General features: G+C 66.1%; 20 protein-coding genes. 16 read left to right on the forward strand and 4 right to left on the reverse strand.

All coding sequences use genetic code 11. The features are described 5' to 3' along the window. Positions 1-9 precede the first annotated feature (9 nt). Positions 10-1,551, forward strand: a complete 1,542-nt coding sequence (locus NMQ16_RS05930; RefSeq protein WP_257079586.1) for a glucan 1,3-beta-glucosidase — start codon at positions 10-12, stop codon at positions 1,549-1,551. A 409-nt stretch (positions 1,552-1,960) separates the two neighbouring features. Here the strand turns inward: NMQ16_RS05930 and NMQ16_RS05935 are convergent, their stop codons facing one another. Next, positions 1,961-3,055 carry an NADH:flavin oxidoreductase/NADH oxidase gene (locus NMQ16_RS05935; protein ID WP_257079587.1) on the reverse strand — a complete coding sequence of 365 codons (1,095 nt, stop codon included), beginning with the start codon at positions 3,053-3,055 and terminating at the stop codon, positions 1,961-1,963. 127 nt (positions 3,056-3,182) lie between these two features. Continuing rightward, positions 3,183-3,656: a nuclear transport factor 2 family protein gene (locus NMQ16_RS05940; protein WP_257079588.1), complete on the reverse strand. Its 474-nt coding sequence runs from the start codon at positions 3,654-3,656 to the stop codon at positions 3,183-3,185. A 103-nt stretch (positions 3,657-3,759) separates the two neighbouring features. Between NMQ16_RS05940 and NMQ16_RS05945 the strand changes: the two genes are divergently transcribed. From NMQ16_RS05945 to lolD, 3 genes are all read left to right on the forward strand, one after another. Further along, entirely contained in the window at positions 3,760-4,359 is a 600-nt protein-coding gene (locus NMQ16_RS05945; protein ID WP_257079589.1) for a TetR/AcrR family transcriptional regulator, read from the forward strand. 382 nt (positions 4,360-4,741) lie between these two features. After that, positions 4,742-5,986: a lipoprotein-releasing ABC transporter permease subunit gene (locus tag NMQ16_RS05950; RefSeq protein WP_257079590.1), complete on the forward strand. Its 1,245-nt coding sequence runs from the start codon at positions 4,742-4,744 to the stop codon at positions 5,984-5,986. Continuing rightward, positions 5,979-6,650 (forward strand): lipoprotein-releasing ABC transporter ATP-binding protein LolD, encoded by a 672-nt coding sequence (lolD, locus tag NMQ16_RS05955; protein WP_257079591.1) that lies wholly within the window; start codon positions 5,979-5,981, stop codon positions 6,648-6,650. Before NMQ16_RS05950 ends, lolD begins: the two co-directional genes overlap by 8 nt. Positions 6,651-6,881: 231 nt before the next feature. Here lolD and NMQ16_RS05960 read toward each other — a convergent pair whose 3' ends face one another. Continuing rightward, positions 6,882-7,442: a DUF2062 domain-containing protein gene (locus NMQ16_RS05960; protein WP_257079592.1), complete on the reverse strand. Its 561-nt coding sequence runs from the start codon at positions 7,440-7,442 to the stop codon at positions 6,882-6,884. An 89-nt stretch (positions 7,443-7,531) separates the two neighbouring features. Here NMQ16_RS05960 and NMQ16_RS05965 point away from each other — a divergent pair, with 89 nt between their 5' ends. The 3 genes from NMQ16_RS05965 to NMQ16_RS05975 all read left to right on the forward strand — a co-directional run bounded on the left by NMQ16_RS05965 (position 7,532) and on the right by NMQ16_RS05975 (position 11,667). Beyond that, positions 7,532-9,940 carry a DNA internalization-related competence protein ComEC/Rec2 gene (locus NMQ16_RS05965; protein WP_257079593.1) on the forward strand — a complete coding sequence of 803 codons (2,409 nt, stop codon included), beginning with the start codon at positions 7,532-7,534 and terminating at the stop codon, positions 9,938-9,940. Positions 9,941-10,168: 228 nt separating this feature from the next. Then, entirely contained in the window at positions 10,169-11,098 is a 930-nt protein-coding gene (locus NMQ16_RS05970) for an alpha/beta fold hydrolase (RefSeq protein ID WP_257079594.1), read from the forward strand. Beyond that, positions 11,095-11,667, forward strand: a complete 573-nt coding sequence (locus NMQ16_RS05975) for a DUF1415 domain-containing protein (RefSeq protein WP_257079595.1) — start codon at positions 11,095-11,097, stop codon at positions 11,665-11,667. Before NMQ16_RS05970 ends, NMQ16_RS05975 begins: the two co-directional genes overlap by 4 nt. Positions 11,668-11,741: 74 nt before the next feature. Here the strand turns inward: NMQ16_RS05975 and NMQ16_RS05980 are convergent, their stop codons facing one another. After that, positions 11,742-12,014: a hypothetical protein gene (locus NMQ16_RS05980; protein WP_257079596.1), complete on the reverse strand. Its 273-nt coding sequence runs from the start codon at positions 12,012-12,014 to the stop codon at positions 11,742-11,744. Positions 12,015-12,157: 143 nt separating this feature from the next. Here NMQ16_RS05980 and NMQ16_RS05985 point away from each other — a divergent pair, with 143 nt between their 5' ends. From NMQ16_RS05985 to NMQ16_RS06025, 9 genes are all read left to right on the forward strand, one after another. Continuing rightward, positions 12,158-12,937: a pseudouridine synthase gene (locus tag NMQ16_RS05985; RefSeq protein ID WP_257079597.1), complete on the forward strand. Its 780-nt coding sequence runs from the start codon at positions 12,158-12,160 to the stop codon at positions 12,935-12,937. Positions 12,938-13,365: 428 nt separating this feature from the next. Then, positions 13,366-13,719, forward strand: coding sequence for a hypothetical protein (locus NMQ16_RS05990; protein ID WP_257079598.1), 354 nt, complete (start codon positions 13,366-13,368; stop codon positions 13,717-13,719). Positions 13,720-13,975: 256 nt separating this feature from the next. Further along, positions 13,976-15,655 carry a DUF2341 domain-containing protein gene (locus NMQ16_RS05995; protein WP_257079599.1) on the forward strand — a complete coding sequence of 560 codons (1,680 nt, stop codon included), beginning with the start codon at positions 13,976-13,978 and terminating at the stop codon, positions 15,653-15,655. Between the two features lie 88 nt (positions 15,656-15,743). Beyond that, the gene (locus NMQ16_RS06000; protein WP_257079600.1) at positions 15,744-16,154 is read left to right on the forward strand and encodes a biopolymer transporter ExbD; all 411 of its coding nucleotides are present in this window, start codon (positions 15,744-15,746) and stop codon (positions 16,152-16,154) included. Between the two features lie 19 nt (positions 16,155-16,173). Then, positions 16,174-16,578 carry a biopolymer transporter ExbD gene (locus NMQ16_RS06005; protein ID WP_257079601.1) on the forward strand — a complete coding sequence of 135 codons (405 nt, stop codon included), beginning with the start codon at positions 16,174-16,176 and terminating at the stop codon, positions 16,576-16,578. Further along, a complete protein-coding gene (locus NMQ16_RS06010; RefSeq protein ID WP_257079602.1) occupies positions 16,578-17,282 on the forward strand; it encodes a TonB C-terminal domain-containing protein in 705 nt (234 codons plus the stop codon). The genes NMQ16_RS06005 and NMQ16_RS06010 overlap by 1 nt, the downstream gene beginning before the upstream one ends. Before the next feature lie 50 nt (positions 17,283-17,332). Beyond that, the gene (locus NMQ16_RS06015; RefSeq protein WP_257079603.1) at positions 17,333-18,985 is read left to right on the forward strand and encodes a putative porin; all 1,653 of its coding nucleotides are present in this window, start codon (positions 17,333-17,335) and stop codon (positions 18,983-18,985) included. 2 nt (positions 18,986-18,987) lie between these two features. Next, positions 18,988-19,638, forward strand: coding sequence for a hypothetical protein (locus NMQ16_RS06020; protein ID WP_257079604.1), 651 nt, complete (start codon positions 18,988-18,990; stop codon positions 19,636-19,638). A 615-nt stretch (positions 19,639-20,253) separates the two neighbouring features. Continuing rightward, complete coding sequence (locus NMQ16_RS06025; protein WP_257079605.1) at positions 20,254-21,114, forward strand: PEP-CTERM sorting domain-containing protein; 861 nt, start codon at positions 20,254-20,256, stop codon at positions 21,112-21,114. Positions 21,115-21,128 lie beyond the last annotated feature (14 nt).

Here is a 21,128-nt window from a genome sequence, read left to right on the forward strand (position 1 = left end):
ACTGAACGCATGAACCGTTCTGCGCCGCGCTGGGTGCGCTTTGCGCTCGTCCATGTCCTCGTCCTCGTGCTGCTGGCGGTATGGCTGTGGCAGCGCAATGAAGCGCAGCCGCTGGCCGACGTGCCGACGGATGCGGGCCCGCTGCAGTGCGTGTCATACGCGCCGTATTACCGCCCGGGTGAATCGCCGCTGCAGCCGGACTTCCAGGTCACGCGCGAGCGGATAGACGCCGATCTGGCGCGCCTCGCGGAAGTTTCCGGCTGCGTGCGGCTGTATTCGGTCGACCAGGGCCTGCACCATGTGCCCGAACTGGCCGGCAAGCACGGCCTGAAGGTGCTGCTGGGCGCCTGGATAGGCGGCGACAAACTGAAGAACGACCGCGAACTGGCGCAGGCCATCGAACTGGCAAACCGGCATCCGGACGTCGTGCGCGGCCTGATCGTCGGCAACGAGGTGCTGCTGCGCCGCGAACAGACGCCGGACGCCATGCGTTCCTACATCGAACGCGCGCAGGCCGCGACGAATGTGCCGGTCACCTACGCCGATGTGTGGGAGTTCTGGCTGAAGAACAAGGACCTCGCGCAGTCGGTCGACTTCGTCACCGTGCATGTGCTGCCCTACTGGGAAGACGAGCCGCAGCCGATCGACCGCGCCATTGCCCATGTGGAAGAGGTGATGAAGACGGTCGACGCCGCCTTCGACAAGCCGCTGCTGATCGGCGAAACCGGCTGGCCCAGCGTGGGCAAGCAGCGCGAAGGCGCACGCCCCGGCGTGCTCGAACAGGCGCGCTACCTGCGCGAATTCGTCATTGTCGCGCAGACGCACGGCTGGCAATACAACCTGATCGAAGCTTTCGACCAGCCGTGGAAACGCCGGCTGGAGGGCACGGTGGGTGGCTTCTGGGGCCTGCTCGATACGGACGGCCAGGCCAAGTTTGCCTGGCAGGGGCCGCTGGCTGCGCGGGTCGATGGGCCGCAGCCGCTGGTCGCCGGTGCGGCAGGTCTGGCGCTGGCGCTCGTGTTGTCGACGCTGGGCCGCGTGCGCCGGCCGGCCGCGACGGTCGCGTTCGCCGTGTCGGGCGTGCTGGCCGGTGTCATCGCACCGCTGCAGTTCGAATATCTCGCGCTGGCCTGTCGCAGCCCGCTCGAATGGGCCGCCATGGGCGCGGTCGCGGCGGCTGGCTGGCTGATGTGGGCCGCGTTGCCCTGGACGCTGCACGGTCGCCCCGGCGAGGCGGTGCGCCTTGCGGCCCGGGTGCTGCTGTTCGGACTTGCGTTCAGCGGTCTGCTGCTGGCCGTCGACGGCCGCTACCGCGATTTCCCCTTCCTGCTGTTCCTGCTGCCGGCGGTGCAGTGGGGTCTGGCCGCCGCCGTCGCGCGGCTGGCGCCTTTGCCCCATCTGCCGGAAGGCAAGCTGTTTGCCGCCGTCGCGGTGATCGGCAGTGCCGTCGCCTGGCTCGCCGACTGGCGCAATCCGCAGGCACTCGCCTGGCTCGCGCTGACACTCGTCATGGCCAGCGCGTTCGTGCTGCGCCGGGAACGCGGTTACTGAGCTGAAGCGCACGCCCGCAGGGGGGAGTGGCGCCCTCGCTGAGATTGGCACCGACCCTGTGGGAGCGGCGGCCCCGCCGCGATCGTGCCGCGACCATCGTTGTGCAGAGTGCGTATCGCGGCGAGGGCGCCGCTCCCACAAGAGCAGCGCGCCCGGACACCACGGCGAGCCCTCAAGCGCAGAGGCTGTGGGAGCGACGGCCCCGTCGCGATCAGTGCCGTGGCCATCGAGGTGCGAAGTGCATATCGCGGCGAGGGCGGAGCGGGGGGGTCGGCGAGCACTGCTCGCCGCCCGCAGAGCCGGCTGGCCATGCAGGGCCAGCAGTGGATCGCCGCTCCCACAGAGACAACTCCCACGGCACGCGACCTGCAGCGAGACGGCAGCCTTCCCGCCGCCCGCCTTCACACCTTCAGCGGAACAGCGCCTTGAATTCCCTCGGCTGGCAGCGCAGGTACTGCGGGGCGGCATCGACCTGCGCACCCAGTTCCGCGGCTGCGTGCCAGGGCCAGCGCGGCTCGTACAGCATGGCGCGGGCGAGTGCGACCAGATCGGCCTGACCGCTGGCCAGGATGGCTTCGGCCTGTTCCGCTTCGGTGATCAGGCCGACCGCGATGGTCGACAGGCCGCCGTCGCGCTTGATGCGTTCGGCGAACGCGACCTGATAGCCGGGCACCGCCGGAATCTGCTGCAGCGGCGAGGCGCCACCGCTCGACACGTGGATGTACGCCGCGCCGCGCGCCTTCAGCGCCTGCGTGAAGACGACGCTCTGATCGACATCCCAGCCGCCGTCCACCCAGTCGCTGGCGGAGATGCGCACGCCGACCGGCTTGTCGGCCGGAAAGGCGGCACGCACGGCGTCGAACACTTCGAGCGGAAAGCGCATGCGGTTGTCGAGCGAACCGCCGTATTCGTCGCTGCGTGCGTTGGCCAGTGGGGTCAGGAACTGGTGCAGCAGATACCCGTGCGCGGCATGCACTTCGATCGCATCCAGTCCGAGCCGCGCCGCGCGGCGGGCGGTGTCGGCGAACGCTGTGCGGATGCGCTCAAGGCCTGCGGCATCGAGGGCGACCGGCGGGTGTTCGCCCGGCGCATGCGGCTGTGCCGACGGCGCAACGGTCTGCCAGCCTCCGGCCGAGGGCGCGATCTGCGCGCCCCCTTCCCATGGCCGTGCGACCGACGCCTTGCGCCCGGCGTGACCGATCTGGATCGCGATCGGCATGTTCGAATGCGCGCGCACCGCCTTGAGCACGCGCGCCAGCGCCGCTTCGTTGGCGTCGGACCACAGGCCGAGGTCCTGCGCGGAAATGCGGCCTTCCGGCTCGACCGCCGACGCTTCGATGATCAGCAGGCCGGCGCCGGACAGCGCCAGCTGGCCCAGATGCATCAGATGCCAGTCGGTGGCGCAGCCGTCCTGCGCCGAGTACTGGCACATCGGTGCGATGACGATGCGGTTCGGGAGCTGCAGCGGGCCGAGGGCATAGGGCTGGAAAAGCAGGCTGGACATGGGAGAGGGCGGCGTATTGACGGAGGCGTGCAGTATCCCTGACGGCGGCCCGGGCGCGCCACCGTCAGGTCGGCGAGAGGACGAAAAAGCGGTGACGAGAAGACGGTGACGAAAAGTCAGCGCAGCATCAGAGCCCGAGTTCGCCCAGCCCCGGGTGGTCGTCCGGTCGGCGGCCCTGCGGCCAGCGGAACAGCCGATCGGCCTCGCTGATCGGCAGATCGTTGATGCTGGCGTGGCGGCGTGCCATCAGGCCACGTTCGTCGAATTCCCAGTTCTCGTTGCCGTAGGAACGGAACCACTGGCCGTCGGCGTCGTGCCATTCGTAGGCGAAACGCACCGCGATGCGGTTGCCGCCGGTACACCACAGCTCCTTGATCAGCCGGTACTCATGTTCCTTCGCCCACTTGCGGGTCAGGAAATCGACGATTCCGGCGCGTCCGTTGATGAATTCCGAGCGGTTGCGCCAGCGACTGTCCGGCGTATAGGCGAGCGAAACCTTGTGCGGGTCGCGATTGTTCCAGCCGTCTTCGGCGGCGCGCACCTTCTGTGCGGCGGTGTCGGCGGTGAAGGGTGGCAGCGGCGGGCGGGGGGCGTCGGTCATGTCGGGCTCCATCAGGCAGGGTCAACAGGAAGATGAGGCAGAGAAGGTGATACAGGTCTGTCTACATCCTTGAACAAGACAGGTCTGTCTGTCAACATGGCGCATGACCTTCACCCTCGACGACCTCGCCGGCTCCGGCCCGCTGCCGGAGCATGACGCGCGCACCCGCGTGCTTGAAACGGCCTACCGACTGTTCTACCGGCAAGGCCTGCGCGCCACCGGCATCGACCGCATCATCGCCGAGTCGGGTGTGGCCAAGATGTCCTTCTACCGTCACTTTCCGTCCAAGCAGGCGTTGATCGACGCCTATCTCGACCTGCGCCATGCGCGCTGGATGGCCTGGCTGGAAGGTCGGCTCGGCAAGCTGAGCTCGCCGCGCGACTGGCTAGCTGCGCTGCCTGGCGCACTCGATGACTGGTTCCGCGCGCCCGGCTTTCGTGGCTGTGCCTTCATCAACGGTCACGCCGAAGCCGGACCCGACGCGCCGGCGATGACCGTGATGCACAAGCGCGCGCTGGCCGCGCGCATCGAGCGCGCGTGTGCCGAAGCCGGTCTGCCGCAGCCCGGCGAAGTCGCAGCCGACCTGCTGCTGGCCATCGAAGGCGCGATCGTGCGGGCGCAGATGGAAGGCGCCGACGCGGCACAGCAGCCACTGCGCCGGCTGTTCGCGCGCACTCTTTCCGATGCCGGCGGCAAGCAGTGAGGTTTTTGTGGGAGTGGCGGCCTCGCCGCGATCGGCACCGGCCCTGTGGGAGCGGCGGCCTCGCCGCGATCAGTGCTGCGATGGTCGCAGTGCAACGTGCACATGTGGGAGCGGCGATCCACTGCTGGCCCTGCAGGGCCAGCAGTGGATCGCCGCTCCCACATGTGCACGTTGCACTGCGACCATCGCAGCACTGATCGCGGCGAGGCCGCCGCTCCCACAGGGCCGGTGCCGATCGCGGCGAGGCCGCCACTCCCACAAAAACCTCACTGCTTGCCGCCGGCATCGGAAAGAGTGCGCGCGAACAGCCGGCGCAGTGGCTGCTGTGCCGCGTCGGCGCCTTCCATCTGCGCCCGCACGATCGCNGTACCATGCCTGCCCCATGAACTATGAAATCCTGCTCGGCCTGCGCTATGTGCGGGCGAAACGGCGCAACGGCTTCATTTCCTTCATTTCCCTGATTTCCACGCTCGGTCTGGCGCTGGGCATTGCAGCGCTGATCACGGTGCTGTCGGTGATGAACGGATTCCAGAAGGAGTTGCGCACCCGCATCCTCGGCGTGGCGTCACACGTACAGATCACCGGCTACGACAACGAACTGACCGACTGGCAGCAGGTGGCCGAGCGCGCGCTGCAGAACACCGACGTGAAGGCCGCAGCGCCCTACGTCAACGAGCAGGCCATGCTGAGCTTCGACCAGACGGTGCGCGGTGCCATGGTGCGCGGCGTGCTGCCGGCGGCCGAAGATGGCGTCGCCGATTTCAGCCAGCACATGCGCGCCGGCCATCTCGCCGACCTGCAGCCGGGCGGGTTCGGCGTGGTGCTGGGCATCGAACTGGCGCGCGCATTGCGCGTTCAGGTCGGCGAAAAGGTGACGCTGATTGCGCCGCAGGGTCTGGTGACGCCGGCGGCGGTGCTGCCCCGGCTGAAGCAATTCACCGTGGTCGGCGTGTTCGAGGCCGGGCATTTCGAGTACGACGCCAGTCTGGCGCTGATCCACATGCAGGACGCGCAGACGCTGTACCGGATGGAAGACCGCGTGTCGGGCGTGCGGCTCAAGCTGGGCGACCTGTTCGACGCGCCGCGCGTGGCGCGCGATCTGCACGCGCAGATGTCAGGCGACGGTCTGCTGGTTGGCGACTGGACGCGCCAGCACGCCAATTTCTTCCGCGCCATCGCGATCGAGAAGAACATGATGTTCATCATCCTGATGCTCATCGTCGCCGTCGCGGCGTTCAACATCGTGTCCATGCTCATCATGGTGGTGACCGACAAGCAGGCGGACATCGCCATCCTGCGCACGCTGGGTGCCAGCCCGGCCAGCATGATGGCGGTGTTCATCGTGCAGGGCGCGATCATCGGCGGCGGCGGCCTGCTGCTCGGCGTGGCCGGCGGTGTCGCGCTGGCGTCCAACCTCGACGTGGTCGTGCCGGCCATCGAAGCCATCGCAGGCGTGTCGCTGTGGTCGGCCGAGGTGTATTTCATTCCCGAGCTGCCGTCTGAAATCCTGTGGTCCGACGTGCTGACGGTGACCGTCATCGGCGGCCTGCTGACGCTGGCTGCGACGCTGTACCCGAGCTGGCGCGCGTCGCGCGTGCAGCCGGCGGAGGCGCTGCGCTATGAGTGACATCGTGCTGAAGTGCGAGGGGCTGACCAAGGTGTTCCATCAGGGCAAGGTCGAGGTGCCGGTGCTGTCCGGTGTCGATCTGGCGGTGCTGCGCGGCGAGCGTGTGGCCATCGTCGGCGCCAGCGGATCGGGCAAGAGCACCTTGCTGCACCTGCTGGGCGGGCTCGATACGCCCAGTGCGGGCAGCGTGTCGCTGCTCGGCCAGCAGTATTCGACGCTGGGTGAGGCGGCGCGCGGTGCGCTGCGCAACCGCTCGCTGGGCTTTGTCTACCAGTTCCATCATCTGCTGGCCGAATTCTCCGCGCTCGACAATGTCGCGATGCCGCTGATGATCCGCCGCCAGTCACGGCTGCAGGCGCGCGAAGCCGCGGCTGCCATGCTGGCCGAAGTCGGGCTGGCGCACCGGGTGGAGCATCAGCCGGGCGAAATGTCCGGCGGCGAACGCCAGCGCGTGGCCATTGCGCGCGCCCTGGTCACCCAGCCGGCCTGCGTGCTGGCCGACGAGCCGACCGGCAATCTCGACAGCAAGACCGCTGACGGGGTATTCGACCTGATGCTGACGCTGAGCCGCACGCGCGGCACCAGCTTCGTCATCGTCACCCACGACGAACGGCTCGCCGCACGGGCGGACCGCATCGTGCGGCTGGTCGACGGCCGGCTTTAGGCGGATTCAAGACGCAAGGTGCAAGATGCAAGGTGCAAGGCGGCGGTACTGGGCGCCTGCCGCGATCGGCACCGGCCCCTGTGGGAGCGGCGGCCTCGCCGCGATCAGCGCTGCGCTGGTCGATGATCAGCGTGCGGATCGCGGCGAGGCCGCCGCTCCCACATTAGCGCCTCCCACAGTAGCTTTACCCACAGTAGACCCACCCACAGGGGCTGTCGCGCCGCGTCGATTCTACGTCTTGCGCCGCTGCGCCCGCGCGCGCCAGCTGCGCAACAGGTGCCAGCGCCACAGGCCCAGCACCGTGACGTAACCGACCGCGGCCAGCGTCACCGCCAGCAGCGGCAAGCCGATCAGCAATGGCTCGCCCAGGGCCATCGCCCAGTCGAACAGGGCGCGTATCCAGCCACCGAATCCGGCACCTTCGGGGATATGCGGTGCGTGGAAGCTCGCGCCGGGTGGCATTGTCAGCCCCAGCAGCGGCATCACCAACCGACCATAGCCCCAGGCCAAGGCATACAGCGGCACGATGGTCAGCGGGTTGCTGTAGAAGGTGACCGCCATCGACAGTGGCAGGTTCACACGCAGCAGCACCGCCAGCCCGGCGGCAAACAGCATCTGCAGCGGCCCTGGAATCAGCCCCGCGAAAAGCCCGGCTGCCACGCCGCCGGCACAGCTGTGTCGGTTCAGGTGCCAAAGCCTGGGATGGCCGAGCCAGTCGGCGAAGGGTGCCAGCCAGCGATTGCGGCGCAGGGTTTCGGTGTCGGGGATGTACTTCCGGAAGATCTTTTTCATCGGAGCGGATTATCCGCTGCCGTCGTGACGGCATGGCAATGGTGTGGTTCGAATGACTTCCGGGACGCGCAACGGGATAATCGTTCGTCATGATCACACCCGTCGCGCTGTCGCTCGTTGCCGGTACATGGCTCGCTCAGCAGCAGGCCGAGTTGCCCGCGCCTGTCACGCTCTTTGGCCTGTCGGCCCTTGCGCTGCTGCTGGTGCTGTGTGCTTCGACCCGACTCACGCGCGCTGCATCCGACAGCGCCCTCTGCGTCTCGGTTGCACTGGCCGCCTTCGTGTGGGCCAGCGCAACAGGGCATGTTGCGCTGGCCGACCGTCTGTCGCACGCGCTCGAAGGGCAGGATATCGACCTGACTGGCGTGATCGCGGGGCTGCCGCAGCGGGTGGAAAGGGGCCAGCGCTTCGATCTTGCGGTCGAGCAGGCACCGTCCGGCGTGCCACGGCGCATCGCCCTCACCTGGTACGACGGTCGCGACGCGGATTCGCCGGCATCCGGAGCGGCGCCGCCGCTGCAGGCCGGCAGCCGCTGGCAGCTTCGGGTACGCCTGAAGCGACCGCACGGCAACATGAATCCGCACGGGTTCGACTACGAAGCCTGGCTGTTCGAACGCGGCATCGGCGCGACCGGTCATGTGCGTGCCGGCGGCGAAGGACGACAGGCGCAGCGGCTGATCGCCGTTCGGGCGGGCGGGCTCACGGCATGGATCGATGCGCGACGCGACGCGGTGCGGTCGCGTTTCACGGCGGTGATGCACGACGACGCGCTGGCCGAGGAGCCGGCGTGGCAATGGGCCGGCGTGCTGATCGCGCTGGCGATCGGCGACCAGCGGGCGATCCCGCCGGCACACTGGGACCTGTTCGAACGCGCCGGCCTGACACATCTGGTGTCGATTTCCGGGCTGCACGTCACGATGGTGGCGGCGCTGTCCGGTCTTTTGGTGTCCGCTCTCTGGCGCCGGGTGCCCGCGCTTGCGCTGCGCTGTGCTGCGCAGCGTGCCGGCATCGTCGCGGGACTGATCGCCGCCACCGCCTACTGCGCGCTGGCCGGTTTCGGCATTCCGGCGCAGCGCACGCTGATCATGCTGGCGGTCGCCGGGCTGGCGTTGCTGGCCGGGCGCTTCTCGTCACCTTTCAATGCGCTCGCGCTGGCCGTGTGCGTCGTGTTGCCGCTGCACCCGATGGCGGTGATGAACCCCGGCTTCTGGCTGTCGTTCGGCGCGGTGGCGCTGCTGTTCTACGCGGCCGCCGGCCATCTGGGAACGCCGCATCCGGTGCGCAGCTGGCTCGGCGCACAGGCCGCGATCACGCTCGGCCTGGCGCCGCCGATGATGGCGCTGTTCGGTCAGGTGTCGCTGGTGTCGCCGCTGATCAACCTGTTCGCGATACCGCTGGTCAGCGTGGTCATCACGCCGCTGGTGCTGATCGCCATCGTGCTGCCGCTCGATGCACTGCTGTGGCTGGCGCATGCGCTGACCGCCGTGCTGATGTGGGCGGTGCAGCGGCTGGTCGCACCCGACTGGGTGTTGTGGCATGCCGCGGCACCGGCCGGCTGGGCGGTCGCGTGCGGGGTGCTCGGTGCGGCGAACCTGCTGGCGCCGCGCGGCTGGCCCGGACGTGCGCTGGCCGTGCCGCTGATGCTGCCGCTGTTCATGACGCAGGACACCCGGCCGGTGGCCGGCGCCATGCATGTGGTCGTGCTCGACGTCGGCCAGGGGCTCGCCGTGCATGTGCAGACGGCGCAGTATGACCTGCTGTTCGACACCGGCCCGCGCTACGGCGCCGAAGCCGATGCCGGCGGGCGGCTCGTGCTGCCCTATCTGCGGGCGATCGGTGTGCGGCGCCTCGACACCCTGATCGTCAGCCATGCCGACAGCGATCATTCAGGGGGCGCCGCATCGTTGCTCGCCGGCCTGCCGGTGGGCGAGGTGTTGTCGTCGGTTTCCGCGCACGATGGGCTGCGTCTGGTGCGGCCCGACACGCGGGACTGTGCTGCCGGCCAGCGCTGGATGGTGGATGGGGTGCGCTTTGCGATGCTGCATCCGCCGCCCGGTGCCGTTGCACTTGGCGCGCGCAGCAGCAACGCGCTGTCGTGCGTGTTGCGCATCGACACCGCCCACGGGTCGGCACTGATCACCGGCGATGTGCTGGCCGACGGTGAAGCGGCGCTGCTTGAGGCGGCTGCGCCGCTGGCTGCCGATCTGCTGGTGAGCCCGCATCACGGCAGCCGCACGTCGTCGACGGAAGCCTTCGTGGAGGCGGTCGACGCCAGCGACGTCGTGCATGCCGTGGGCTACCGCAACCGCTTCAATCACCCGCATCCGAAAGTGCAGCAACGGTATGCGGACCAGGGCACGGTGCAGTGGCGCAGTGACGCCCATGGCGCCGTGGCCTTCGATTTCGCCGCCGTCGGCATCGAGCGCCGCGTGAGTCGCGAGATCGACGCGCGCTACTGGCACAATCGGGTTTTCGGGCAGCAGGCGGTTGCTCGATGAACGAAGTGGGTTGGTGGGGACAGCCCCTGCGGGAGCGGCCTCTCTGGGAGCGGCTCTGTGGGACTGGACCTTGTGGGAGCGGCGGCCACGCCGCGATGGTGCCGCGACCATCGTTGTGCAGAGTGCGTATCGCGGCGAGGCCGCCGCTCCCACATTAATCAGATCCGTTGCCGCCCGCAGCGCCCATCGTGAATCACCGCAGATGCTTTTTCCAACAGGGCTTGATCAATGGCGACTGGTGTCATCGACAGATTGCGGGCATGGTTCGGCGGTGCGCCGCCTGCACCACGCGACGCGCAGCCGCGTCTGCACCGCGTGCAGTGCGCCAATCCGAAAGGGCTGCATCACATGGCCTATGCGGAATGGGGCGACCCGGCGAATCCGCGCGTGCTGTTGTGCGTGCATGGACTGACCCGGGTCGGGCGCGACTTCGACTTCCTCGCGCAGCAGCTCGCCCGGCACTACCGCGTCGTGTGCCCGGACGTGGTCGGACGCGGTCGCAGCGACTGGCTGCCGGACGCTGCGAATTACGGCGTGCCGCAGTACGTCGGCGACATGGTGACGTTGATTGCCCGCCTCGGCGTCGAAGAGGTGCATTGGTTCGGCACCTCAATGGGCGGCCTGATCGGCATGGCGCTCGCCGCGCTGCCGCAGTCGCCGATCACCCGCATGGTGCTGAACGACGTCGGGCCGGTGGTCACCTCGGTGAGCCTGCGGCGCATCGCGGAGTACGTCGGCAAGGCGCCGAAGTTCGCCAGCCTGGACGAGGCTGACCGGTACATCCGTACGGTCAGCGCGCCGTTCGGGCCGCTGACCGACGCGCAGTGGCGCCACCTCACCGTGCATTCGACGCGCCCGATCACCGATGGTGGCTTCGAAATGGGTTATGACCCCGACATCGCCAAGCCGATGCAGGCCATGCTGTTTCTCGGCGATATCGAACTGTGGAATCTATACGAGGCCATCCGCTGCCCGACGCTGTGCGTACGCGGCGCCGAATCGGATCTGCTGACGCGCGACACGCTGGCGCAGATGGCTGCACGCGGACCCAAAGCCCGCACGCTCGAAATCGCCGGCGTCGGACATGCGCCGATGTTCATGGACACCGCGCAGACCGCTCAGATCGAACAATTCCTGACCGAAGGTTTCGCCGCATGACGAAAGATGAAGTGATTGCCGCGACGCGCGACTGGCTGGAGAAGGCCGTGATCGGCCTCAACCTGTGTCCGTTCGCCAAGGCGGTGTATGTGAAGGAACAGGTACGCTACGTGGTCAGCGAAGCGACACATCTCGACGGCTATCTGGAGGATATCGACCGCGAGATCGAATTTCTGGCCGCCGCCGATCCGCAGCAGACCGACACCACCCTGATCATGCATGCCTCGCTGCTCGAGGATTTTCTCGACTTCAACGACGTGCTCGATCTGGTCGACGACGCGGTGACCGAGCATGGACATGAAGGCGTGCTGCAGGTCGCTGCCTTCCATCCGCTTTGGCAGTTCGCCGACACCGAGCCGGATGACATCGGCAACTTCACCAACCGGGCGCCGTTCCCGACCATCCACCTGCTGCGCGAAGCCAGTGTCACGCGCGCGGTCGACGCTTTCCCGGAAGCGGAAAGCATCTACGAGCGCAACATCGACACGCTGGAAAAGCTGGGTCTCGATGGCTGGCGCGCGCTCGGCTTGCCGGTCGGGCTCCGGTCCGCGCCAGATTCGAAGTCCTGAGTCGCGGCGGTTGCGCCGTCAGCGATGGGCCGGACGAGTGCGGCGCAACCGCATGTGGTCCAGTCGGTGGCGGCTCAATCGACTTCCGAAAAATTCGCCAGCTCGGCGCTCAGTTCAGGCCAGTTGTGCGAAAGCCGGTGTACGCCCGCCGGCGTGACGACATCGATCGAAAACACCTTCTTGTCAGCGCTGACCAGACCGGCGCCATGGATGGCCGGCTGGGACGCATCCCGGGCGTGGCGCAGCACCACCTTCATCTGGCGGCCCGGCACGGCCGACTCGAGACGCAGCCGGTTCGAGTGATTGGTCAGATCGACGATGTACTGATTGACGTCTACGTCGTTCATGGCAGTCCTCCTGGCAGGTGAAGCATTAGGAAGTCACAACTTCAATCTAGCACCGCTCGCACGCCCGCTCTCCTCAATCGATGCTGCAGTGCAATCGCATGCGAAGATGCGCCGCTTCTCCGACGATCCGAACCGACTTGTCCGTGACTGTTTCCCTGCCCGACATTCCGCTTGAAATCATCTATCGCGACGAAGTCATGGTCGCGATCAACAAGCCGTCCGGTCTTCTGGTGCACCGCACCGCGCTGGACCGGCACGAAACCGAATTTGCGGTGCAGCGGCTGCGCGACCAGATCGGCCAACGCGTGTGGCCGGTGCATCGGCTGGACCGAGGCACCTCCGGCGTACTCGTGTTCGCACTCGACGCCGTGTCGGCGCATGCTCTGGCAGACCAGTTCGCGCAGCACACGCCCGACAAGCGCTACCTCGTGCTGGTGCGCGGCCATCCGTCGGAGGCGGGCGTGATCGACCATCCGCTGCGTCGCGTGATCGACGCGATCGACCCGCGCGCGGCGCGCGAGGGTGCCGAACCCATCGAGGTGCAGCCGGCGCTGACCCGCTACCGACGGCTGGCGACAGTCGAGCTGCCGGTCATGGTCGATCGCTACCCGAGCAGCCGCTACGCGCTGGTCGAAGCGCTGCCGCTGACCGGCCGCACGCACCAGATCCGTCGCCACATGAATCACATTGCCCACCCGGTGATCGGCGATTCGACCCATGGCAAGGGCGTGCACAACCGCTATTTTGCGTCCGCCTGGGGCGTGAGCCGGTTGATGCTCGCCTGTATACACATGCAGTTGCGGCATCCGGTCAGCGGTGATCCGATCACGCTGCAATGCGATCCGGGAGAAGCGTTCGGGCGGCTGGCCGGGGCCTTCGGCTGGAATCCGCCACAGTGCCAGCCCCAGTATGAGCGGCCATGAGGGAGTGGCCCCTGTGGGAGCGGCCCTGTGGGAGCGGCCCTGTGGGAGCGGCGGCCTCGCCGCGATCTGCGCGTCGATCAACGATCATCGCTGCACTGATCGCGGCGAGGCCGCCGCTCCCACAACACCTCACCGCTCCCACAACACCTCGCCGCTCCCACAACACCTCGCCGCTCCCACGATGGACGCTCCGGCAACTGAGCACCGCCGCGGATCCGCGACATATCGCGGATCCGCGGGATTTCGCGGAAGAATGCGCCCGTGAAATTTCAAGGCATAAAGATTTTAATGTATCAAGTCATTGTTTTTAAATAAATAAAAATTATTGTCCGCAACTGGCACGCAAGCTGCTGAGAGGAAGGCGTCGAGAGCACACCGCTCAACCCGAAACCGGGCGACTGCCTACCCAACCTCAAAGGAGCTTTGCCATGAACAAGATGATCGCTGTCCTGATGTTTGCCGGCCTGACCGTTTCTTCCGCCTCGTTTGCCGGCAGCACGACCCCCCATGAATCCATCTACGAACCCGGCTACCTGAGCAGCCTGTCGGACAAGGGAGCGCTGGGCGGGCGTGCCGAGACCCGCGACGTGCTGGCGCACGAGTCGACGTATGACCCGGCCTATCTGCGTGCGCTGAGTCAGGCACCGGCGGGCAAGTCGTTCGACGGTCTCGTGATCAACCACGAGTCGATCTATGAGCCGGGCGTGCTGCGCGGCTTCACGACGGAGCGCGCAGCGCCGGTGCGCAGCGCGCAGGCGCCTGCAGACCACTCCGCCATCTGATGCGGACTGCAACACCGGATCGCCAAGGGGCGATCCGGTGTGCAGCGCAACCGTCGCAATGGCGCATCTTCTCGCGGGCTGTCATCGGCCCGCTTCTCCTTTCACGCGAAGCGAAGCGGCTGCGCCAGCCGTGATGCGGCGCAGCAGGAATTGATGCTCCTGATAGTCCGATCGGACTATCAATGTCCATATTTCATGTCACGGCATGGACATGTTCCGCCCCGACAATCGGCGCTGAAACTTATCCCCGCCTGCCATGAAAACCCTGATTGCTCTCGGCGCCTTCGCGGCGCTTATCCCCTCTTTTGCCAACGCCTGGTGGGACGAAGCGTGGACCGCGCGCCGAATTGTCACGCTGGATACCAGCGCTGCGGGCGTACCGATCACGGCACCGCAGAATTCGATTCCGGTGGCAATCCGCCTGCACAGCGGGAATTTCGACTTTCTTGCCGCAAAGGACGACGGCTCGGACATCCGTTTTGTCACGGCAGACGACAAGACGGTGCTGAAGCACCACATCGAACGCTATGACGCGCTGAACGAACTGGCTGTGGTGTGGGTGCAGGTCCCACTGATCGCCGCCGGCGACGCGCCGGCCACGTTGTATGCCTACTTCGGCAATGCAGCCGTCGGCGGCGCGCAGGACAGCAAGGCGACGTATGACGCCTCGACGGTCGGCGTGTGGCATTTTTCGGAAACCGCACCGCTGGCCGATTCTTCGGCCAGCGCGCTGGTGGCGCAGGGTGCCGTGCAGATGCAGAAGGCTGCGCTGCTTGGCGACGCCGCCATTTTCGGTGGAACGCCCATCACGGTCGCGGCCGCCGCGCCGCTGGCGACGACCGCCGGCGGCGCCTGGACGATGTCGGCCTGGATCAAGCCGGCTGCGTTGCCGCAGCAGGCGACGCTGTACGGCCAGGGCGCACTGACCGTGAAGATCGAAGACACTGCGCTGGCACTGAACATCGGCGCCACCCGTCTGGCCGGCGGCACGCTGCAGCCGGGCGTGTGGCAGCACGTCGCGGCAACGGTGGGCGGCGGCAAGGCCACCCTCTATGTAAATGGCCAGCCAGCCGGCAGTGCCGACGTTGCGCTGACAGCGGAGCAGGCCGAAGTCGTCATCGGCGACGGCTACACCGGTGAGCTGGACGAACTGCAACTTGCGAACACGGTGCGCGGCCCGGACTGGATCAAGCTGGCCGCACTGGGGCAGGGTGCCGACGCGACCTTCGTCGCGGTGCGTGAGGAGGTGGCCGAATCCGAAGGCGGTCACAGCCATTTCGCCGTGCTGGTGGACAATCTGACGGTGGATGCCTGGGTCGTCATCATCATCCTCGGCGTCATGTTTCTGATCAGCGCCTGGGTCATGGTGGACAAGGCGATGCAGGTGACGCGCATCGACAAGGCGAACCGCGGCTTCATCAATCGCTTCCGTACGGCAGCCAATGACTTCCTGCTGCTCGACAAGGGTGAAACATATGGCGACTCGTCGCTGTTCCGCCTGTATGGCGCCGGCCTGCGTGAAATACGCAAGCGCTTTGATAGCCAGGGCGAAGCGGCCGGGCTGACCGGTGCGTCGATGGACGCGATCAAGGCCGCCATCGATGCCGATCTGGTGCGCGAATCGCACAAGCTCAACGCGCGCATGGTGTTGCTGACCATCGCGATTTCCGGCGGCCCCTTCCTCGGCCTGCTCGGTACCGTGGTCGGCGTGATGATCGTGTTCGCCGCCATCGCGGCGGCCGGCGACGTGAATGTCACGGCCATCGCGCCCGGCATTGCGGCGGCACTGCTCGCCACGGTTGCCGGTCTGGCGGTCGCGATTCCGGCGCTGTTCGGCTACAACTACCTCGCGTCGCGCATCAAGAACATCAGCGCCGACATGCAGATCTTCGTCGACGAATTCGTCACCCGCGTCGCCGAAGCGCACGGCCGCTGAGAGGCGAAAATGCGACCCCCACGCTCACTTCGTTCGCTGCCCCCCACGGGGGCTGCTCAGCGCCTTCGGGCGGCCGGGCGGCGCTGACATGTCCGCCGACGTCAAGGACGACAACCAGCCGTACGACGAAATCAACGTCACGCCCATGCTCGACCTGGCGTACGTGCTGCTGGTGGTATTCATCATCATGACCACGGCGTCGGTGCAGGGCATCAAAGTCGAAGCGCCGGTGACCGAAACGATCACCAGCCTCGCCAAACCGCAAACCCGTGCCATCACGATCACGGCGGCCGGCGACGTTTTCCTCGATGCCTACCCGGTCGATCTGGCGATGCTCGAAACCCGCCTCGCCCAGCACAAGAGCGCCAACCCGGCGCTGCCCGTGGTGCTCAAGGGCGACGCGGCCGCGCACTTCGAAAAGGTGTCGGCCGTGCTGGAAATCTGCAAGCGGCTGGACATCACCGAAGTCGGGCTGGTGACCAAGAAAGCGGCAGGCTAGGCATGGAGCGGAACGCGTAATGCAGGTCAATACCGAAGCCAAGCCGTATGACTCGATCAACGTCACGCCGATGCTCGACCTGGCGTACGTGCTGCTGGTCGTGTTCATCCTGATGACGACTGCCGGCGTGCAGGGGCTGACGATGACGCTGCCCAAGCCGTCGAACAAGCCGAGCACCGAGCAGCACGAAATCAAGATCGTGCAGGTGATGGAAAGCGGTGCGCTGATGGTCAATGGCGTCGGTGTCACGCTGGGCCAGCTCGAAGGCCAGCTCAATGCCGTGCGGGCGCGTGATCCGAAGTTCAGCGTGATGATCCGCGGTGAAGCGCGTGCGCCTTACAGCGGCGTGATCGAGGTGATCGATCTGGTCAATCGCATGGGCATCGAGAACGTCGGCCTGATCACGTCCAGGATCGGTACCTGATGGCGGCGCTGGCTGAAGATTCCCTCGAGGGTACGAGCACCGGCCGTCGTGTGCGCAACATCCTGCTGGCGCTGGTCGGCATGGGGGTGGTGGGTTACGGCGGCTACTGGCTGAAGTCGCAGTTTTCGACGCCGTCGGCACCGACCCGTCAGGTGACGAAGATTTCCATCATTCCGGATACGCCGCCGCCCCCACCGCCGCCGCCGCGCGAAGAGAAGCGGCCGGAGCCGAAGGAGCAGAAGGACGTCAAGGTCGAGCAGCCCAAGCCGGTCGAGGCACCGCCGCAGCAGGCCGAGCAGCTGAAGATGGAAGGTGCGGCCGGAGACGGCCCGAGCGCGTTTGCGTCGGGCGACGTCACCAATGAATACAAGGGCGGTGACGTCGGCAGCACGATAGGCGGCGCGCCGGCCAAGCCCAGCCGTATGCAGTACGCCTTCTACACCAATGCGCTGCAGCGCCACATCCAGGACGAACTCGCGCGCAACCGCAACGTGAAGCAGATCGATTACCGCGTCGTCGTGAAGGTGTGGCTCGGCCGTGACGGCAGCATCCAGCGCGCCGTGCTCGACGACAGCACCGGTGACGACAAGGCCGACAGCGCGCTGTCGGCGGCGCTGGCCGACATGCGCGCCTTCCGCGACGCACCGCCCGCCGACATGCCGCAGCCGATCCGCCTGCGCATCACCAACCGACTGACCGGCTGAGCGCGCGAGCGCCTCGCTTACCCATTCCAGACAGATCCCGGACCGATGTCATGAAGAAATCCCTCCTCCCTGTTGCACTGGCCGCGCTGTTCGCGCTGCCGGCGCACGCCAGTGAAGCGGAAACGCTGGATACGCTGCGCCAGACCACGCTCAACCTGATCGATGCACTGGTCGACACAGGCGTGCTGACGCGCGAAAAAGCCGATGCGCTGGTCAAGGCTGCCGAAGCAAAAACTGCCAAGGCGGTGGCCAAGGCAAAAAAAGACACTACGGTGCGCGTGCAGTACGTGCCCGAATCGGTGAAGGCTGAGATACGCGACCAGCTGAAGCAGGAAGTGCTTGCGCAGGCGCGCAGCGAAGGCTGGGCCGCTCCGAACTCGATTCCGGAGTGGACCGAGCGCATCAAGATCGAGGGTGATCTGCGGGTGCGTTACCAGAACGATCGCTTCCCGGCCGGCAATACGCCGATCGGCGGCTTCGCGCCGGGTGCCATCGGCAATCCGGGTGCGACCAATGATGACTTTCCGCTCGGCACGCGCTTTCCGTCAGGCGTCGATCTCGATGGCAACGGCTTTCCGAACGGTAACGTCGATGACAACGTAAATCGGCTGCGCCTGCGAGCCCGTCTGGGTGTGCTGGCGAAGATCAGCGACGGGGTCAGCGCAGGCTTGCGCTTTACCACCGGCAATGTGACCGACCGCGTGTCGACAAACCAGACGTTGGGCAGCGGCTTCAACAAGTACAGCTTCCTCGTGGATCGCGCCTACATCAAGATCGATCCGGTCGAGTGGGCGTCGTTCACCGGTGGGCGCGTGCCCAACCCGTGGTTTGCCACCGATCTGGTGTGGGACGAAGACCTGAACTTCGACGGCATTGCCGTCAATCTGCGCAACGTCACGCCGACCGCCACTCTGCGGCCGTTCGCCACCGCCGGCTGGTTCCCGCTGCGCGCCGACAATCCGCCGAACGCAGAAAAGCAGTGGCTGGCCGGTGCCCAGATCGGCACCGAATTCGACTGGAATTCGTCGATCAAGCTGCGCTTCGGCCTGGCGAAGTATCACTACAGCCGCATCGAGGCGCGCACCGACAACAACTACGATGCGCTCAATGGGCCGCTGCAGGGCTACGGGCGCTACGCGCACTCGTCCGCACTGCGCGCCAGGGGCAATACGCTGGTGCAGACGAACAGCCCGATCGACAACACCGAAGCACCGATCTACGGTCTGGCGTCGAAATTCGAGCCGTGGGTGCTCACCGCCACCGCCGATCTGGCGCACTTCGATCCGGTGCATGTGCTGCTGTCCGCCGAATACGTGAAGAACACAGGCTTTGACCGAGGCGACATCCAGCGGCGCACCGGTTTGGCGTTGACCGACGGCAAGGACACGGCGTACCACCTGCGTGCCGCAGTCGGCATGCCTTCGGTCACGCTGAGCGACGATTGGCAGGTGTTCCTGTCATATAAATACATCGGATCCGATGCCGTGCTCGACGGCTTCACCGATTCGGATCTCGGCCTCGGTGGCACCAATATCAAGGGTTTCGTGCTTGGCGGCAGCTACGGCCTGTACCGCAACACGGCGCTCGGGCTGCGCTGGTACTCGGCGAAGAACATCCAGACCATGACCTATGATCCCACTGCCATCACCGCCCAGCGCTACGAAGTGGACACGCTGATGATGGACATGAGCGTGAAGTTCTGACCATGAAGACCCTGAGCTTCCTTCTGGTGGCGCTGCTTGGCGCCACGTCGGTCCATGCGCAGCAGGCTTCGCGCGAGCAGGAACAGTTGCGCCGCCTGCGCGCCCAGGCGCAGCAGTTGCAGCAGGCGCTGTCGGCCGAACAGCAGGCGCGCCAGCAGGCGGCTGCCGAAGCCGACCGGCTGAAGCAGGCGGCCGAAGTCGAATTGCCCAAGCTTGAAGAAGAAGCCGCCAGCGCAAAGCGCCGCGCCAGCGGTGCGCAGCGCAAGGCTGATCAGCTTGCGAGCGAACTGGAGGAAGCGCGTGTCGCCGCCGCAGCACAGGCGCAGCAGCTCGAAGCGACCCGCAAGCAGCTGGCCGACCGCGAGCGCGATCTGGCACAGACCCGCGACACCTTGCAGAAGACCGAGCGCGAACTCGAAGGCGCACGTATCCAGGGTGAATCGCTGACCGGCAAGCTGGCCCAGTGCACCAAGGACAACGTCGCCCTGTACCAGACCGGCATCGACATGCTCGATCGCTGGCGCGACCGCTCGCTCGGCGAGCGCGTCGGCCAGGCCGAGCCGTTCACCCAGATCGGACGCGTCAAGCTGGAAAACCTCGTCGAAGGCTATCGCGACCGCCTCGAAGACAGTCTGTCCCGCCCGGAAAAGTAAAGGCGGGCTGCGGGCTGCGCCTCGCCTGTGGGAAGCGTCGGCCTGTAGGAGCGGTCCTGTGGGTGCGGTGGCCTGGGGATCGCCGCTCCCACAGGGCTGCCGTTCCACGGTCAGCACAGCGGACCCGTGCTCCCCACGCCCGTTCCGCCTCTGCAGCCGATGCCCGGCCTGCCGTGACGCGACGTTACACAAATTTTCTGATGCACCGCCGCATTTTGCCGGCCTGCTTTACACCTTGCGGACTACCCGCAACTGCCCTTGCATCCATGCGAGTTGTAACAAACCGACGCATTCAGGCGATTTTCAGACTTTACGGACCATTCTCGAAATCCTTTCCCATAAAAGATTTCAGGGGATCGGATCATTTTTCATGAGCCGAACGGACTACGAATTCGAAGCCGGGCTGCAACGGTTTCGTCATCTGCGATCGCTAACGTCCTGCCCAGGTCAACGGACGGAATTCTTTACAGCCAATAGTCCGAACGGCTCATTCATTGGCACTACCCACTTCGGGCGGGTGTAACGCGAGCCCGTCAATCTCGATTCGCTTCCTCGTGGAGCAGGGCGATCCGGTGCGAGCCGGATACCACCCACGAACTTTCCTAGGAGATTTATATGTTCAAAATTAAACTGCTGGCAGGCGTTGCCGCTGTTGCGATGTCGGGTGCCGCGAGCGCCGGCATCATCGGCTCGAACGGCGGGAATACCGAATTGGTATTTACCGCATATGTCGGTGATGTTGGCTACACCTACGACCTCGCCGACGCTGGCTTCAACAGCATCTTCGGCAGCAACGTGTTGATGGACAGCCTGATTGGCAGCGGCAACCAGAACGCCAACAACACAGCTCAGCTGACCGCAACGAAGTCATACCTCACCAACAACTTCTCGACCGGCGTTGTATTCGACGCGGCGCTGACTGGCTTCGACAGCTTCCTGGCGTTGTCGGGCGGCACCACGGGCGTGTTGTGGAATGTTTGGTCCGGTGAAAACGGCGGTGTTGCACGCGTCGTTCAGACCGTCGCCTCCGAGCCTGCAGCGCGCGTTCGTTCCAACACGATCCTCGGCGCTGTTTCGCAGTTTAGCTTCTACACGGATGCAAACAGCCAAGGCGGCACGCATAACAATCTGGACGTGACTGTTGATGGCTACCGCGTGACGACTGTCCTCGACGGTAACGCGTTTGCCGGCAAGGTTGCTCCCGAGCTCAGCAAGACCTACGGCAGCTTTGGCAGCATCGGCGACACCATGGACATGTATGTGGTCCGCAGTGCGTCATCACTGTCAAACACCAGCCTGGGCGGCTTTGCCCAACTCCTGGGTGGAACCGACCAAGCGGTGACTGCCAAGGTTTACGTCGGCGACCAAGGCGAATATCGCCTGCAGATCAGCGCTGTACCTGAGCCGGAAACCTACGCAATGCTGCTGGCTGGTCTGGGCCTGATCGGCTTTGCCGCCCGTCGTCGCAGCGTCTGATTCCCTTCTTGCCT

Source organism: Methyloversatilis sp. XJ19-49 (genome assembly GCF_024580145.1).
Lineage (GTDB): Bacteria > Pseudomonadota > Gammaproteobacteria > Burkholderiales > Rhodocyclaceae > Methyloversatilis.

Coding starts and splice junctions, on each gene's coding strand:
- NMQ16_RS05995 (WP_257079599.1), top strand. CDS start 13,976: ATGAAAACCCTGATTGCTCTCGGCGCCTTCGCGGCGCTTATCCCCTCT.
- NMQ16_RS05950 (WP_257079590.1), top strand. CDS start 4,742: ATGAACTATGAAATCCTGCTCGGCCTGCGCTATGTGCGGGCGAAACGG.
- NMQ16_RS06010 (WP_257079602.1), top strand. CDS start 16,578: ATGGCGGCGCTGGCTGAAGATTCCCTCGAGGGTACGAGCACCGGCCGT.
- lolD (WP_257079591.1), top strand. CDS start 5,979: ATGAGTGACATCGTGCTGAAGTGCGAGGGGCTGACCAAGGTGTTCCAT.
- NMQ16_RS05965 (WP_257079593.1), top strand. CDS start 7,532: ATGATCACACCCGTCGCGCTGTCGCTCGTTGCCGGTACATGGCTCGCT.
- NMQ16_RS05980 (WP_257079596.1), bottom strand. CDS start 12,014: ATGAACGACGTAGACGTCAATCAGTACATCGTCGATCTGACCAATCAC.
- NMQ16_RS06015 (WP_257079603.1), top strand. CDS start 17,333: ATGAAGAAATCCCTCCTCCCTGTTGCACTGGCCGCGCTGTTCGCGCTG.
- NMQ16_RS06025 (WP_257079605.1), top strand. CDS start 20,254: ATGTTCAAAATTAAACTGCTGGCAGGCGTTGCCGCTGTTGCGATGTCG.
- NMQ16_RS05990 (WP_257079598.1), top strand. CDS start 13,366: ATGAACAAGATGATCGCTGTCCTGATGTTTGCCGGCCTGACCGTTTCT.
- NMQ16_RS05960 (WP_257079592.1), bottom strand. CDS start 7,442: ATGAAAAAGATCTTCCGGAAGTACATCCCCGACACCGAAACCCTGCGC.
- NMQ16_RS05930 (WP_257079586.1), top strand. CDS start 10: ATGAACCGTTCTGCGCCGCGCTGGGTGCGCTTTGCGCTCGTCCATGTC.
- NMQ16_RS05935 (WP_257079587.1), bottom strand. CDS start 3,055: ATGTCCAGCCTGCTTTTCCAGCCCTATGCCCTCGGCCCGCTGCAGCTC.
- NMQ16_RS06020 (WP_257079604.1), top strand. CDS start 18,988: ATGAAGACCCTGAGCTTCCTTCTGGTGGCGCTGCTTGGCGCCACGTCG.
- NMQ16_RS05940 (WP_257079588.1), bottom strand. CDS start 3,656: ATGACCGACGCCCCCCGCCCGCCGCTGCCACCCTTCACCGCCGACACC.
- NMQ16_RS05945 (WP_257079589.1), top strand. CDS start 3,760: ATGACCTTCACCCTCGACGACCTCGCCGGCTCCGGCCCGCTGCCGGAG.
- NMQ16_RS06000 (WP_257079600.1), top strand. CDS start 15,744: ATGTCCGCCGACGTCAAGGACGACAACCAGCCGTACGACGAAATCAAC.
- NMQ16_RS06005 (WP_257079601.1), top strand. CDS start 16,174: ATGCAGGTCAATACCGAAGCCAAGCCGTATGACTCGATCAACGTCACG.
- NMQ16_RS05975 (WP_257079595.1), top strand. CDS start 11,095: ATGACGAAAGATGAAGTGATTGCCGCGACGCGCGACTGGCTGGAGAAG.
- NMQ16_RS05970 (WP_257079594.1), top strand. CDS start 10,169: ATGGCGACTGGTGTCATCGACAGATTGCGGGCATGGTTCGGCGGTGCG.